12 protein-coding genes are annotated in these 15,307 nt (G+C 71.0%); 9 read left to right on the plus strand and 3 right to left on the minus strand.

Annotated elements, in window-relative coordinates; translation table 11 throughout:
• Positions 1 to 84: 84 nt before the first annotated feature.
• A complete protein-coding gene (gene katG, locus ACTB72_RS15620; RefSeq protein WP_463037928.1) occupies positions 85 to 2,259 on the minus strand; it encodes a catalase/peroxidase HPI in 2,175 nt (724 codons plus the stop codon).
• Between the two features lie 189 nt (positions 2,260 to 2,448).
• On the opposite strand from katG, the gene ACTB72_RS15625 reads away from it, so the two are divergent.
• The 5 genes from ACTB72_RS15625 (at position 2,449) to ACTB72_RS15645 (ending at position 7,694) form a co-directional block, all read left to right on the plus strand.
• Positions 2,449 to 3,354 carry a LysR substrate-binding domain-containing protein gene (locus ACTB72_RS15625; protein WP_463037929.1) on the plus strand — a complete coding sequence of 302 codons (906 nt, stop codon included), beginning with the start codon at positions 2,449 to 2,451 and terminating at the stop codon, positions 3,352 to 3,354.
• A 64-nt stretch (positions 3,355 to 3,418) separates the two neighbouring features.
• A complete protein-coding gene (locus tag ACTB72_RS15630; RefSeq protein ID WP_463037930.1) occupies positions 3,419 to 4,291 on the plus strand; it encodes an SdiA-regulated domain-containing protein in 873 nt (290 codons plus the stop codon).
• A gap of 87 nt (positions 4,292 to 4,378) precedes the next feature.
• Entirely contained in the window at positions 4,379 to 5,992 is a 1,614-nt protein-coding gene (locus ACTB72_RS15635) for an MFS transporter (RefSeq protein ID WP_463037931.1), read from the plus strand.
• A gap of 62 nt (positions 5,993 to 6,054) precedes the next feature.
• Entirely contained in the window at positions 6,055 to 6,321 is a 267-nt protein-coding gene (locus tag ACTB72_RS15640; RefSeq protein WP_463037932.1) for a DksA/TraR family C4-type zinc finger protein, read from the plus strand.
• A gap of 86 nt (positions 6,322 to 6,407) precedes the next feature.
• A complete protein-coding gene (locus ACTB72_RS15645) occupies positions 6,408 to 7,694 on the plus strand; it encodes an Hsp70 family protein (RefSeq protein ID WP_463037933.1) in 1,287 nt (428 codons plus the stop codon).
• A gap of 4 nt (positions 7,695 to 7,698) precedes the next feature.
• Here ACTB72_RS15645 and ACTB72_RS15650 read toward each other — a convergent pair whose 3' ends face one another.
• Positions 7,699 to 8,781, minus strand: a complete 1,083-nt coding sequence (locus ACTB72_RS15650) for a hypothetical protein (RefSeq protein WP_463037934.1) — start codon at positions 8,779 to 8,781, stop codon at positions 7,699 to 7,701.
• A 204-nt stretch (positions 8,782 to 8,985) separates the two neighbouring features.
• Between ACTB72_RS15650 and ACTB72_RS15655 the strand changes: the two genes are divergently transcribed.
• Entirely contained in the window at positions 8,986 to 9,831 is an 846-nt protein-coding gene (locus ACTB72_RS15655; protein ID WP_463037935.1) for a sugar phosphate isomerase/epimerase family protein, read from the plus strand.
• A gap of 217 nt (positions 9,832 to 10,048) precedes the next feature.
• Here ACTB72_RS15655 and ACTB72_RS15660 read toward each other — a convergent pair whose 3' ends face one another.
• Positions 10,049 to 11,479 carry an alkaline phosphatase family protein gene (locus ACTB72_RS15660; protein ID WP_463037936.1) on the minus strand — a complete coding sequence of 477 codons (1,431 nt, stop codon included), beginning with the start codon at positions 11,477 to 11,479 and terminating at the stop codon, positions 10,049 to 10,051.
• 259 nt (positions 11,480 to 11,738) lie between these two features.
• On the opposite strand from ACTB72_RS15660, the gene ACTB72_RS15665 reads away from it, so the two are divergent.
• The 3 genes from ACTB72_RS15665 to ACTB72_RS15675 all read left to right on the plus strand — a co-directional run.
• Positions 11,739 to 13,394: an ABC transporter substrate-binding protein gene (locus ACTB72_RS15665; RefSeq protein ID WP_463037937.1), complete on the plus strand. Its 1,656-nt coding sequence runs from the start codon at positions 11,739 to 11,741 to the stop codon at positions 13,392 to 13,394.
• Between the two features lie 91 nt (positions 13,395 to 13,485).
• Positions 13,486 to 14,538, plus strand: coding sequence for an ABC transporter ATP-binding protein (locus tag ACTB72_RS15670; RefSeq protein WP_463037938.1), 1,053 nt, complete (start codon positions 13,486 to 13,488; stop codon positions 14,536 to 14,538).
• 103 nt (positions 14,539 to 14,641) lie between these two features.
• On the plus strand, positions 14,642 to 15,307 hold a 666-nt coding region (locus ACTB72_RS15675; protein WP_463037939.1), incomplete at its 3' end, for an ATP-binding cassette domain-containing protein.

Consider the following 15,307-nt stretch of genomic DNA (forward strand, 5'->3'; position numbering starts at 1 on the left):
GGGCGCTGCGGCCTCGGCCGTCTCCCCGCGCGCGGCGGGCGTATCCTGCGCGGCCGTCCCGGACCGGGACGGCCGGCGTTTCGATCAGGCCAGGTCGAAGCGGTCCGCGTTCATCACCTTGGTCCAGGCGGCGACGAAGTCGGTCACGAACTTGCCGGCGTTGTCGTCCTGGGCGTAGACCTCGGCATAGGCGCGCAGCACGGCGTTGGAGCCGAACACCAGGTCCGCCCGCGTCGCCGTCCACTTCACCGCGCCGGTCTTGCGGTCGCGGATCTCGTAGAGCCCGTTCCCGACCGGCGCCCAGGTGTTCGCCATGTCGGTGAGGTTCACGAAGAAGTCCGGGGTCAGCGCGCCTTCGCGCCCGGTCAACACGCCGTGCTTGGTCCCGCCATGGTTCGCGCCCAGCGCCCGCATCCCGCCCACGAGGACGGTCATCTCGGCCGCGGTCAGGCCCAGCAGCTGGGCGCGGTTCAGCATCAGCTCCTCCGCGCTGACCGTGTAGTCGCGCTTGAGCCAGTTGCGGAAGCCGTCGGCGACCGGCTCCAGCGCCTCGAAGCTCTCGACGTCGGTCATCGCGTCGGTCGCGTCGCCGCGGCCCGGCGCGAAGGGCACGGCCGCGTCGAAGCCGGCCGCCTTCGCCGCCTTCTCCACCCCGACATTGCCCGCCAGCACGATGATGTCGGCGACGGACGCCCCGACCTCGGCCGCGATCGGCTCCAGCGCCGACAGCACGCGGGCGAGACGCGCGGGCTCGTTGCCCTCCCAGTCCTTCTGGGGGGCGAGGCGGATGCGCGCGCCGTTGGCGCCGCCGCGCATGTCGGACCCGCGATAGGTGCGCGCGCTGTCCCAGGCGGTGGCGATCATCTCGACCATGCTGAGGCCGGAGGCCTCGATCTTCGCCTTGGCCGCCGCCACATCGAAGGTCGGGTTGCCGGCGGGGATCGGATCCTGCCAGATCAGGTCCTCTTCCGGCACGTCGGGTCCGAAATAGCGGACCTTGGGGCCCATGTCGCGATGGGTCAGCTTGTACCAGGCCTTGGCGAAGGTCTCCGAGAAGTAGTCCGGATCGGCGCGGAACTTCTGGCAGATGGCGTTGTAGGTCGGATCCATCTTCATCGCCATGTCGGCGTCGGTCATCATCGGCATGCAGCGGATCGAGGGATCCTCCACATCCACCGGCATGTCCTCTTCGGCGATGTCGACCGGCTTCCACTGATGGGCGCCGGCGGGGCTCTTGGTCAGCTCCCACTCATGGTCGAAGAGCATGTCGAACCAGCCCATGTCCCACTTGGTGGGATTGGCGGTCCAGGCGCCCTCGATGCCCGACACCATGGTGTCGCGCCCGATGCCGCGGGCATTGGTCTTCATCCAGCCGATGCCCTGGAATTCGATGTCGGCGCCCTCGGGCTCCGGGCTCAGCTGGTCGGCGGTGCCGTTGCCGTGGGACTTGCCGATGGTGTGGCCGCCGGCGGTCAGCGCCGCGGTCTCCTCATCGTTCATCGCCATGCGCTTGAACGTCTCGCGCACCATGTCGGCGGTGCGCAGCGGGTCGGGATTGCCGTTCACCCCTTCGGGATTCACGTAGATCAGGCCCATCTGCACGGCCGAGAGCGAAGCCTCGAGGCTCGACGCGTCGTTCACGTCGCCATAGCGGCTGTCGGAGGCGGCGAGCCATTCCTTCTCCACGCCCCAGTTGGTGTCCTTCTCCGGCGCCCAGATGTCCTCGCGCCCGAAGGAGAAGCCGTAGGTCTTCAGGCCCGCGACCTCATAGGCGATGGTGCCCGCGAGGATCATCAGGTCGGCCCAGGAGATCCTGTTGCCGTATTTCTTCTTGATCGGCCAAAGCAGGCGGCGGCCCTTGTCGGTGTTGACGTTGTCGGGCCAGGAATTCAGCGGGGCGAAGCGCTGGTTGCCGGTCCCCCCGCCCCCGCGCCCGTCGGCCAGACGGTAGGAGCCGGCCGAGTGCCAGGCGACGCGGGCGAACATGCCGACATAGGAGCCCCAGTCGGCCGGCCACCAGTCCTGGCTGTCGTTCATCAGCGCGCGCAGATCGGACTTCAGCGCCTCGACGTCCAGCGCCTTGAGCGCCTCGCGGTAGTTGAAGTCCGCCCCCATCGGGTTGGTCTTCGTGTCATGCTGATGCAGGATGTCCAGATTCAGCGCGTTCGGCCACCACTCCGTCACCGAATGCCCGGTCTCGGTCATCGCGCCATGCATCACCGGGCATTTGCCGGCGGCGTTCATCTCGTTCCCGTCCATGTGGAAACTCTCTCCTCGGTTTGGCCGCGCCGTCTGAGGGGCGCGGCGATCTCCTGGGGGGCGCTCCGCTCGATCCCGCCATGCGGCGGCCGAGCGAGGCGACTCGGAACCTTGATATAGGGGAGGCTTGTAGCACTTTTTAGAATTAATAAAATTTGGATATTCCTATCGCTGTGATAATATCCGCTTATGTCCAGCCTGACCCTTCGCCAGCTCCGATATTTCGAGGCCCTGTCCCGTCACCGCCATTTCGGCCGTGCGGCGGAGGCCTGCGCCATCTCCCAGCCCGCGCTGTCGATCCAGATGAAGGAGCTCGAGGGCGTTCTGGGCGCCCCCCTGATCGAGCGGGGGGCCCAGCCCCTGCGCCTCTCGGACCTGGGCGAGGCGCTGGCGATCCGGGCCCGCGACATCCTGCGCGCGGTGGACGAGATCGAGGATCTGGCCCGCGCCTCGCACGGGCCTTTTTCGGGTCGCCTGCGGATCGGGGTGATCCCGACGGTCGCGCCCTATCTTCTGCCAGGGCTGATCCAGCATCTCGCCGAAACCTATCCCGAGCTCGACGCCATCCCGCGCGAGACGGTGACCCAGACCCTGATCCGCGATCTGCTCGACGGGCGGCTCGACGTGGCGATCGTGGCCCTCCCGATCTCCGAGCCGACGCTGCACGAGGAACCGCTTTTCGCCGAGGAGTTCGTCCTCGTCCGCCCCCGCGCCGATGCGGGCCTGCCCGTGCCCAGCGCCGACCACCTGCGCGAGATGCGGCTGCTGCTGCTGGAGGAGGGGCATTGCTTTCGCGATCAGGCGCTGTCGTTCTGCAACCTCGCCTCCTCGCCCCCCCGCGACCTGATGGAGGGAAGCTCGCTCGCCACCCTCGTGCAGATGGTCGGCGTCGGCATCGGCGTGACCCTGATTCCCGAGATGGCGGTGGCGGTGGAGACGGCGTCGGCGCCCGTCTCGGTCGCGCGGCTGGCGGAGCCGCGGCCCTCGCGCACCCTCGGCATGGTCTGGCGCAAGTCGACGCCGCTCGCCCCCCAGCTGACCCGCATCGCCGACCAGGTCCGCCGCTTCGGCGAGGCGCGCGCCCCCGCCGCCTGAGCCCTCTTTCGCTCTGGCGCGAGCTTCGCGCATGATGACACGCAACATATGGAAGAGGCCCGCCATGACCCCATCCCTCTTGCGCGGCGCGCTCCTCCTCGCCCTGCTCGCCGCCGTCGCGCCCGCCTCAGCCCAACCCTCCGCGCCTGGTCTCGTCCTCGTCGAAAGCACGAAAATCCGCGACAAGGACGCCGAGTTCGACGAGCCCTCGGGCCTCGCCCTTTCCGCCGACCGGACGTTTCTGTGGAGCGTCAGCGACGATGCGGGCGAGGTGTTCCGGCTGGGTTTCGACGGCCGTCTCCTCCCCGGCCCCCGCCTGCCGCTGCCCTGGCCCGACCAGGCCGAGGGCGTGGCCGCGACCCCGGACGGCGCCCGCCTGATCGTGGCGCGCGAGACGGGAGCCGAACTCGCCGTCATCGACATCGCCACCGGCGCGGCCCGCCTCGCGCCGCTCTCCGCGATGACGGGATGGGACGCGGTGCGAGCCGATTTCGGCGAGGCCGCGGACAAGAACGGGCTGGAGGGCGTCGCGGTCGACCCCTCGGACGGAACCGTGCTGGTCCTGCGCGAAGCCGAGCCGAGGCTGCTGATCGCCATCTCCCCCACGCTCGACCGGATCCTCGGCGTCCGCCTTCTGGACGCCGCGGCGGGGTTCGACGATGCGCTGGGGGCGAAGGGCCGGCTCGACGTCTCCGGCCTCGCCTTCGGGCCTGGCCGCGGCCAGGTCTGGATCGTCAGCGACCGGGCACGGCGCGTCTTCGTGCTCGACCTCGCCGGAGGGCCGGCCGTCTCGGTCCCCCTGCTGCGCGCAAAAGGAGAACCGCTCGACAACGCCGAGGGCGTGGCCTGGGATCCGGCCCGGCGCCGGCTCTTCGTGGTCAGCGACGACAAGGGCGACTCGCGTCTCGTGACCTACGAAGTCACACAAGCCCGCTGAGCCCGGCCGCCCCCGCCGGCGGCCTTGTTCGCCGTCCGACGCGCGCCTATCCATTCCCGGCGCCCCGCTCAGCAAGGACCTTCCTTCGTGCCGCAGACCACCTCGCCGCTCGCCCTGTTCGGCAACCAGACCTTCCGGATGTTGTGGATCGCGGCGCTGACTTCGAATTTCGGCGGGCTGGTGCAGTCGGTCGGCGCGGCCTGGATGATGACCACGCTGTCTGAAAAACCCTCGATGGTGGCGCTGGTGCAGTCCTCGGTCACGCTGCCCATCGTGATCTTCTCATTGGTCGCGGGGGTGCTGGCCGACAGCTACGACCGCCGCCGGGTGATGCTGATCGCGCAAGGCTTCATGTTCGCGGTGTCGATCGCGCTGGCGGCGATGGGCTTCGCCGGGCTGCTGAGCCCCTGGGTCCTGCTCGGCTTCACCTTCCTGATCGGCTGCGGCACCGCGCTGCACAACCCCTCCTGGCAGGCGACGATGGGCGACATCGTGCCCAAAGCCGACCTGCCTTCCGCCGTCGCGCTGAACTCGATGGGATTCAACCTGATGCGTTCCGTCGGGCCCGCGGTCGGCGGCGCCATCGTGGCGGCGGCGGGCGCGGCGGCCGCCTTCGCGGTCAACGCGGTCAGCTACGTCGCCATCATCTCCGCCCTCCTGCGCTGGCACCCGGTCACGCCCCCCCGCACCCTGCCCCGCGAGCCGCTGGGCGCCGCCTTCGCCGCCGGTCTGCGCTATGTGGGCATGTCGCCCAACCTGATCCGGGTGATCCTGCGCGGCACCCTCTTCGGCATGACCTCCATCCCCGTGCTGGCCCTCCTGCCGCTGGTGGTGCGCGAGCATCTGGACGGGCGCGCCTTCGTCTACGGCATCATGCTCGGCTGCTTCGGGGTCGGCGCGGTCGGCGGCGCGCTGCTCAACGCCCGCCTGCGCGCGCGCTTCGTGAACGAAACCATCGCGCGCCTCTCCTTCGCCGGCCTCGCCGTCGCCGCGGTCGCGCTGGCGCTCAGCTCGTTCTACCTGCTCACCGGGGCGGCGCTGCTGCTGGCCGGCGCCTGCTGGGTGATCGCGCTTTCGATGTTCAACGTGACCATCCAGCTCTCGACCCCGCGCTGGGTGGTGGGGCGGGCGCTGGCGCTTTATCAGACCGGGACCTTCGGGGGCATGGCCGCGGGCAGCTGGATCGCGGGCCTGCTGGCCGAGGCGCAGGGCGTCGACGTGGCCCTGCTGATCGCCGCCGCCGCGATGGTGGCGGGGGGCGCGGCGGGATTGTTCCTGCCGGTGCCGGCCTTCGGCGTGCTCAACCTCGACCCGCTCGACCGCTTCCGCGAGCCGCCCTTGCGCCTCGACCTCGCCCAGCGCTCCGGCCCGATCATGGTGATGGTGGATTACATCATCGCCCAGAAGGATGTGCCCGCATTCCTGTCGGCCATGGCGCTGCGCCGCCGCATCCGCCTGCGCGACGGGGCCAAGCAATGGACGCTGCTGCGCGACCTGGAAAACCCCGATCTCTGGACCGAGAGCTATCACGTCCCCACCTGGGTCGAATATGTGCGCCACAACGCGCGGCGCACCCAGGCCGATCTCGAATCCTGGGACCGGCTGCTCGACCTCCACCAGGGGCCCGAGCGCCCCCGCGTGCACCGGATGATCGAGCGGCAGACCGTCCCGCTCCATGACGACATGCCGCTGAAACCCTGACCGGCCTTTGATCCGCCGCCGGCCGCGCCTACATTCGGGGCAGGCAGGCGAGGAGGCCCGACATGGCCGGAGGCTGGGCGCGCGACGGCGCGGTGAACGAACAGATCGACGCCTCGATCGAGGATGAGCTGAAGCGGATGCGCGCCGCGGGCGCCCGCGGCGAAAGCCGCACCCATTGCGCCGAATGCGAGGAGCCGATCCCCGAGGCCCGCCGCGCCGCCATCCCCGGCGTGCGCCTGTGCATCGAGTGCCAGGCCGAACGCGACGCCTCCCCCGTGGCCCGCGCCGGGATCAATCGCCGCGGCTCCAAGGACAGCCAGCTGAAATAGGCGGTCGGCGCGGCTTCGGGGCTTGCCCTGCGCCGCGCGATTGGATAGCTGCCCTCCCTCTCGCACAGATCCGGGGGATGCCAGTCATGTCCGACGCCACGCTCGCCGTCGATTTCGGCACCTCGAATTCCGCGGCCTCGGTGCTGGACGGGGGCCTTCCCCGCCGCCTGAAAGTCGAGGGCGCGGCCGAGACCCTGCCCACCGCCGTGTTCTTCCCCACCGACGGCGGGCCGATGCGCGTCGGCTCCGCCGCCGCCCAGGCGCTGATCGAGGGCGATGAGGGCCGCTACATGCGCGCGCTGAAAAGCGTGCTGGGCACCGGCCTCTTCCACGAGCCCCGCCGCATCGGCGGCAAGCGCCGGACGCTGGCCGACGTGGTAACGGATTTCCTCGTGGTCCTGCGCCGGCGGGCGGAGGCGGAGACCGGCCGCCGCTTCACCCATGCCCTCTCGGGGCGCCCCGTGCATTTCCACTCCGCCGACGCCTTGCGCGACGCGCGCGCCGAGGCGGACCTGCGCGCCTGCTATCTCGCCGCCGGCTTCGAGCAGGTGCGCTTCATGTTCGAGCCCGAAGCCGCCGCGATGGCCGCCGCCGCCGAGGGCCGGGCCGGCGAGACCGGGCTGATCGTCGACATCGGCGGCGGCACCTCGGACTTTTCGGTGTTCCGGATGGAGGGGGACGGGATGGAAGGGGGCGGGGCCCGCATCCTCGCCAGCCACGGCGTCCGTCTCGGCGGCACCGATTTCGACCACGCGGTGTCGATGACCCATGCGATGCCGCTGCTGGGCCTGGGCGGAGAGCTGCGCCGCAGCCTCGGCAAGGGCCTGCTGCCGGTGCCCAACACGCTCTTCGTGGAGCTGTCGACCTGGGCGAAGATCCCGTTCCTCTACACGCCCGAGACGGAGCGCGCGGTCGAGAGCATGGTTCGCGACGCCGTGAACCCCGAGGGCCTGAAGCGCTTCGCCAAGGTCATCGACCAGCAGATCGGCCACGAACTGGCCTTCGCGGTGGAGGCGGGCAAGATCGCCGCCAACGACCCCGGCGCCGCGGACGCGATCATCGACATGGGCCGGGTGGAGCGCGGGCTCTTCGCCCCGATCAGCCCCGCCTCGATGGACGCGGCGCTCGCAGGTTTCCGCACCGCGCTGCGCGAAGCGATGGAGGAGACGTTGCGCATGGCGGGGCTGCCCGCCGCCGACATCGCCTCCGTCGTGCTGGTCGGCGGCTCGTCGCTGATGGGCCTGGTGTCGGAGGAGGCGATGCGCGTCTGCGCGGCAGCCCGCCTCAGCCGGTCCGACGCCTTCAGCTCGGTGGTCGACGGGCTGGCGCTGGCCATCGGCTCGGAACCCGCCGCGGTCGCCGCGGCGGGTTGAGGGCTCAGGCCGGGGCGAGGGTCCAGGTCAGCCCGTCCGGCGTCGCCTCGACCTCCACCGCCATGAACGCCCGGTGCGAGGCGACGGCCCCGCGCCAGAGCTCGATCCAGGCCGACAGCAGATCTTCCCGCGCCGCCCCCTCCAGCCCCCGCACGATGCGCAGACCGGTCTGACGGATCACCGCGCGGTCGACATCGGCCTCCACCGCCGCTTCGTCGCCCATGCCGGCGAACATCGCGGCGAGGAAGGCCGCCGCCTCCGCCGGACCGCCATCGACCCCGCCCACCGCTTCGGCCATGCGGCGATAATGCTGCAACCCGGTGAGCCGCGCCGACAGGCCCGCCAGCTCCCGCGCCCGGGCCGAGCCCAGAACGCCCGCCAGTTCCGCCACGCCGTTGCGGCAATATTCCATCGCGTAATTGCGTCCGGCCTTGGCGAGCCGCGCCTCCGACCACTCCGTCGCCGGGGGCGCGGGCTGGGCCGCAGGATCGAACAGCGGCGGGCGCTCGTCGGGCGCGAAGACCAGCCGCTCGTCCTCGGCCAGATCCCGGTCGTATTCGCGGAAGTATCCGCAGAGGCCGAACTGCCCGGTCATGTCCTCCGACACGCACACGAACCCCAGCCGCGGATTGCCCAGCGACACCCCGTTCTGCGCATACCAGCCGCGCAGAAACCCCCGGCTCGCCTCCATCGGGATCCCGCAGATCGCGGGGCCGTCATACATCCAGCGCGGATAGCGGAACCGGACCCAAGCTTTTCGGGGGCCCTCCTCCATGTATTCGACCCGCACGCCGCCCACCCCGTTCGACAGCACGTGATAGCGCGCGCAAGCGACGGCGTGGGGCAGCCCGTCGAGGCCAAGCTTCTCGAAACTCGACAGGAATTTCGCGTGATGCTGGCGGCGGAACAGGCGGAACATCCAGTCGCCGACCACGTCGGGCCCCTCGCGCATCGAGACCATCAGCTGCAGCCCCAGGAGCCACTGGTGATGCAACCCCGCCTGCGCCCCGATCCCCGCCCCGATCCCCGCCCCGATCCCCGCCGCGGTCCCAGCCTCGGTCGCCACCCCGTTCGTCGCATCCGTCATCGCTCATCCTCCCCAACCGCGCCTCTCCGGGCGCCCCCTCGAAAAACTACCCGCCCGCCGCCTGACTGGCGAGGCCGCGCGCAAATCCCCCTTCGCCTGCGCGAAACCGTCACGCAACCGCGACCGAACCGACGCGCGCCGGTCATCGCCCGGGCGTATCCGGGTCCGACCCCCAAGATGCGAGGACCTTCCATGAACCGCCCCATGCCCATGCCCGCCGTCGACCAGGTCGCCGACGCCGACCTGCCGGTGCTCGGCGTCTGCCTGCCCAACGACGACATCGAGGCGCAGATCGACTGGATCGTGCAGGACCAGCGCGACCTCGAGGTGCAGGACTTCTTCTCCGCCGAGGTGCTGGACGGCGACTGGAAGGCGGTCGCGGCGCGCACGAAGCGGCTCCTCGGCGCGCATACCGGTCGCCTCGGCATCCACGGCCCGTTCTGGGGCTTCTCGCTCGGGACCATGGATCCCATGATCCGCGAGGTGGTGCGCAAGCGGATGGACCAGGGCCTCGACGCCTGCGAGGAGATCGGCGCCACCCAGATGGTCGTCCACTCGCCGGCCACCACCTGGGACTACAACAACCGCCACCACCTGCCCGGCGCCTACAGGATGTTCGACAACGTCCATGCCAGTCTCGACGCCGCGGTGGCGCGGGCCGAGCGCATCGGCGTGACCCTGGTGCTCGAGAACATCGAGGACAAGGACCCGGCCGAGCGCGTGCGCCTCGCCGAAAGCTTCGGGTCTGCCTCGGTCCGCGTCTCGGTCGACACCGGCCATGCGCATTACGCCCACAAATCCACCGGCGCGCCGCCGGTCGACCACTACATCCTCGCCGCCGGCGACATGCTGCACCACGTGCATATCCAGGACGCCGACGGCTACGCCGACCGCCACTGGGCGCCGGGGATGGGCGACATCCTGTGGGGTTCGGTCTTCGCCGCGCTGAAGCATTGCGGATCCGTCCCCCGTCTGAACCTGGAGCTGCGCGACAAGTCCGCCGTGCAGCCCGCCGCCGAGTGGTTCCGGGCCCGCGGCCTCGCGCGCTGAGACGGGCCCGACGCGGAGGAAACCGGGGGAGAGGCCGGGCGCGGGCCCGGCCTCTCTCGGCCCGACGCGATTTACGGCGACGTGAGTTTCGCGTTTCGCGAAACCCGGCGCGGGTGCGAAAGGACGCGCGCCATATCGGCCGCCTGCGGGTCCGCCGACCGGCGGGCCTGCCCCTGGACCGGCGACATGAGGGCCTGACCGGAGGGGTCGGGCGAGGTCAGACCCGCCCGCCCTCGGCCAGGTAGATGCGGCCCTTGTAGCGCAGGCGGGTCAGGCGCTGGCGGAAGCCGCCCTGCCCCTCCTCGCCCAGGCCCGTCTCATGGATCAGCGTCTCGGCGGCCTCGGGCGTGCCGCCCCAGGCCTCGGTCAGCACCCGTCCCTCGCCGAAGGGTTCGGTCTCGCCGAGCGCGGCGAGGATGGTCGGGGCCACGTCGACGATCCCCGCCGGGCAATCATAGTCGCCCGGCGCGATCCCCGGCCCCGCCAGCGCCAGCAGCGTGTTCAGCTCGCGGCGGTGCAGCCCGCCATGCATGCCGCCGCCGACCGGGATGCCGCCGGTGAAGACGCCGAGGCCCGGAAGGCCGAATGCGTCCGGCCCGTCGCCCGAGCGGCAGACATAGTGCAGGTCCGGCGCGCGGGCATGATCCCCCGCCACCAGCGCCATCGGCAGGGTCCCCGCCAGATCGTCGCGCGCGAACAGCATCCCCAGCCAGTCCCGCCCCATCAGCCAGGCTGCGAGCTCGGCCACCGGCGCGCCGTCGCGCAGCGCCCGGATCTCGCCCGACGCGCCGCGGGTGATGCCGAAATCATCCTCCGGCCCGGGCAGGACGCCCGCCTTGAAGCCCGCGCCGCGCAGCTCCGCCTCGATGTCGATCTCCTCGTCGACGGTGATCTGGCCATGGTCCGAAAGGGCGATGATCAGCGCGTCCTTCGGCGCCGCCGCCCGGATCGCCGCGAAGGCCGCGTCGCAGGCGTCGAGCGCCGCGGCGGCTTCGGGCGAGCCGATGCGGCGGTAGTGAAAGGTGGTGTCGGGCTCGGGGAACCAGACCAGCGCCACATCCGGCGCTTCGGGCAGCGCCAGGTCGCGGATCACCGCCTCGGCCCTCGAAATCGCCGAGAAACGCGGCAGATCCGGCTCCGGCAACGCCCCATGCATCGCGACCGACGCCGCCACCGCGCCGGGCGTGCGGGTGTGATCCTCGCCATGGATGGAAAAGGTCCAGTGCCCGGCATGGCCCGCCACCCCGGCGTTGACCAGAAAGGCGGAGCCGGACGAGCCGCAATGCGCCACCATCATCCGCTTGCCGGACGCCGCCAGCGCGCCGCCCAGATCCGGCGCGGTCACGATCCGCCCGTCCGCCGCCTCCAGCGCCTCGAGATCCGCCCGCCGCGAGGTGTCGAGCGGCCGCCCCGCGATCACCTGCGGCTGGTGGAAGGCGTTGCCGACGATGCCATGATCCCGCGGCCAGGCCCCGGTGGCGAGGGCGGTGGTGCAGACGCGGGTGTAGGAGGGGAACACCGTCCGCGCCTCCCGGAACCACGCCGCCTCGCCGAGGAACGCCGAGAGCGACGGCATCGTGTCAGGCGTGATGCGATCCGGTCTCAATCCGTCGAACACCACCACGATCACCTGGCCGACCTGTCGCATGTCCTGTCCCTTCGAATGGCTGCGAAACGACCCTCGCACACCCCGCGCGGCGGTTTGATGACGACGTGACGACGCGGGCCAAGGGCCTGATGCCGCAGGGCTTCCCCGCGCGGCCGGCGCCCGTCCCGACCCGCCCCGGGCTCTCGCAGACAAAGGTTCGTCCAGTCGTCACCCCGACGTCGCAGCCCCGTCCCATCCTCCGCCCCGGACCGCACGGAGCCATCCGCCGGCCTCTCCCTCGACATCGGAGCCACACGCCATGATCCTGACCCGCCGCCTTCTCGGCCTCGCCGCCGGCGCAGCCCTGCTGGCCACGACCGCGCTCGTGTCGCCGTCGCAGGCCGCCGACCGCCCTGACATCACCGTCGCCGTGCAGCAGATCGTCACCTCCGGCGCGCTCGACACCCTGCGCGAGCAGTCGAATGTCGGCGCGCGCGTGTTCTACTCGATCTACGAGGGCCTGATCGACTACGAACGCCAGACCGACGCGCTGGCCCAGAAGCCGGGCCTCGCCACCGAATGGAAACGCATCGACGACAACACCGTCGAGCTGAAGCTCCGCCCCGGCGTGAAATTTCACAACGGCGACGTGATGACCGCCGACGACGTGGTGTTCTCCTTCTCGCCCGAGCGCTTCGGCCTCCTGCCCGAGCAGGTCGAGGCCCAGAAGACCGGCGCCACGCTGTTCTCCTCCTCGGCCGCCAACGCCCGCAACGGCAAGGTCCCGCCGCCCGAGGTCGCCGCCGTCGCCCGCCGCTCCTGGCCCAATCTCGACCGGGTCGAGAAAGTGGACGACATGACCGTCCGCTTCATCTCCAAGGTCCCCGATCCGACGCTGGAAGGCCGCATCTCGCGCAACGGCGCCGAGATCATCTCCAGGCGCGCCTATCAGGAGGCCGCCACCTGGGCCGACTTCGCCCGCGCCCCGGTCGGCACCGGCCCCTACAAGGTCGTCGAGTTCAAGCCCGACAACGTGCTCGTGCTCGCCGCGCATGAGGACTACTGGGGCGGCGAGCCGCCGATCAAGGAGCTGCGCTTCGTGGTGGTGCCCGAGGTGGCGAGCCGCGTGAACGGCCTGCTCTCGGGCGAATACGACTTCATCACCGACGTGCCCCCGGACCAGATCGCGCTGGTCGAGAAGGACAAGGCCTTCGAGGTCGTCGGCGGCCCGATCACCAATCACCGCCTGATGGTGTTCGACAAGAACAACGGCCCGATGAAGAACGTGAAGATCCGTCAGGCCATGACCCATGCCATCGACCGCGACCTGATCGTGGACGCGCTGTGGGGCGGCCGGACCAAGGTGCCCGCCGGTCTGCAGTGGGAGTATTACGGCGACATGTATCTCGCCGACTGGGAAGTTCCGAAATACGATATGGAGCTGGCCAAGAAGCTGGTGGCCGAGTCGGGCTATGACGGCGAGCCGATCATCATGCGGCTGACCAACAACTACTACACCAACCAGGTCTCCACCGCGCAGATCAACGCCGAGTCCTTCCGTCAGATCGGTCTGAACATCCAGATCGAGATGAAGGAGAACTGGCAGCAGATCTTCGACACCGAAAGCGGCCCGCGCATGGTCCGCGACTGGTCGAACTCCGCGCCCTTCCCCGATCCGGTCTCCTCGATCGTCAACCAGCACTGCCAGAACGGCCAGCAGCAGCAGGTCGGGGAGTGGACCAACGAGGAGTTCAACAAGCTCTGCATCGAGCTGGAGACCTCGACGGACCTCGAGACCCGCCGGGCCGCCTTCCGCCGGATGCTGGAGATCGCCGAGCGCGAGGATCCCGCCTACACCGTGATGCATCAGAACGCGATCTTCTACGGCAAGCGGGCCGATATCGCGTGGAAACCCTCGGCGCTGCTGTCGATGGACTTCCGCCCGGGCAACTTCGCCATCGGTTCGTCCAACTGAGGCCGACGCCTCCGTCGCGCCCCCCGTCCCGTGCGGACGGGGGGCGCGCGCCGTTTGCGCGCCCTTCCCGCCAGTCACATGGAGCCTTCTCATGCATGACCCGCTTGGCCCCCATAAGCCGCTGATCTCGCTGACCGGCATGACCATCGATTTCGACATCGGCCGGCGCTGGGTCCGCGCCCTGCACGGGGTCGACCTGGAGGTGGCGCGCGGCGAAACGCTGGGCGTGGTGGGCGAAAGCGGCTGCGGCAAGTCGATCACCTGGCTCGCCGCCGCCGGTCTGCTGGACGCGCGGGCCCGCGTCGGCGGCTCGGTGCGGCTGGCGGGCGAGGAGATCCTGGGCGCGCCGGAAAGGCGCCTCTCCCAGCTCCGCGGCGGACGGGTGGCCCTGATCTTCCAGGACCCGTCCTCGTCCCTGAACCCGGTGCGCCGCATCGGTCATCAGATCGGCGAGGCCCTGCGCCTGCATCGCGGCCTGCGCGGCGCCGAGGCCCGATCCGAGGCGACCCGTCTGCTCGAGCGGGTCGGCATGTCCAACCCGGCCCAGCGCCTCGACGAATACCCCCATGAGCTCTCGGGCGGCATGAACCAGCGGGTGATGATCGCGATGGCGCTGGCCGGCGAGCCCGAGCTGCTGATCGCCGACGAGCCGACCACCGCGCTGGATGCGACCATCCAGGCCCAGATCCTCGACCTGCTCGGCGACCTGCGCGCCGAGACCGGCATGGCCATGGTGCTGATCTCCCACGACCTCGGCGTGATCTCGGACATGTGCGACCGGGTGGCGGTGATGTATTGCGGAAGGGTGGTGGAAACCGGCCCCGCCGAACGCATCTTCGCCGCGCCCTCCCACCCCTACACCCAGGGCCTGATGGCGGCGCTGCCGGACATCGAGGGGCCCCGTCGGCGCCTCGACGCCATCCCCGGCGCGGTGCCGGCCCCCCACGCCCTGCCGCCCGGCTGCGCCTTCGCCCCCCGCTGCGCCGAGTCCGGCCCCGACTGCGGCGCCGCCCTGCCGGCGCTCGAGCCCCAGGGCCACGGCCGCCTCGCCGCCTGCATCCGCCGCGGCCCCGACGCCCGCCCGCGAGCCGACGTCCCCGCCGCCGCGCCCAACGCCCGCATCCATGCCGAGGCCCGGTCGTGACGTTCCGCTCCCCGGCCCCCGCCCGGCGCCGCTTGCGACCGTCGGCTCAGGCGCCCGGCCGGGAGCCCCTCGCCCTTCCCGCCCTATTCGCGGAGCCCTCCCGATGACCGCCGACGTCGATATGCTCGAGCGACCCGCCGCCCCGGCCCCCGCCCCCGAAACCGCGCCTCTGCTCTCGGTCCGCGGCCTCGCCCGCCACTACCCGATCCGCATCCCCGGCGGCCTCTTCGGGCGCCCCGGCCTGCTGAAGGCGGTGGACGGGGTCGACTTCGACCTCGCGCCGGGCGAAACGCTCGGCCTCGTCGGCGAGTCCGGCTGCGGCAAGTCGACGACCGCGAAACTCGTCCTCGGCCTCGTCCCCGCCTCCGCCGGCGAGATCCGCTTCGACGGCGTCCCCGTCGCCGCCCGCCAGGACGCCGCCTGGCGCGCGCGCCGCCGGCGCATGCAGATGGTCTATCAGGACCCGCTCGGCGCGCTCGACCGCCGGCTCGGCATCCTCGACCAGATCGCCGAGCCCTTCGCCATCCACGCCCCCGAAACCCCGCGCGGCGAGGCCCGTGAGCGCGCCGCCGCCCTGATGGACGCCGTCGGACTGCGCCCCGACCAGGCCGACCGCTACCCGCACGAGCTCTCCGGCGGCCAGCGCCAGCGCGTGGTCATCGCACGCGCCCTCGCGCTCGAGCCCGACCTGCTGGTCTGCGACGAGCCCGTCTCCGCGCTCGACGTCTCGATCCAGGCGCAGGTGCTCAACCTGCTCGACGATCTGCGG

It is taken from the genome of Albimonas sp., assembly GCF_055129145.1.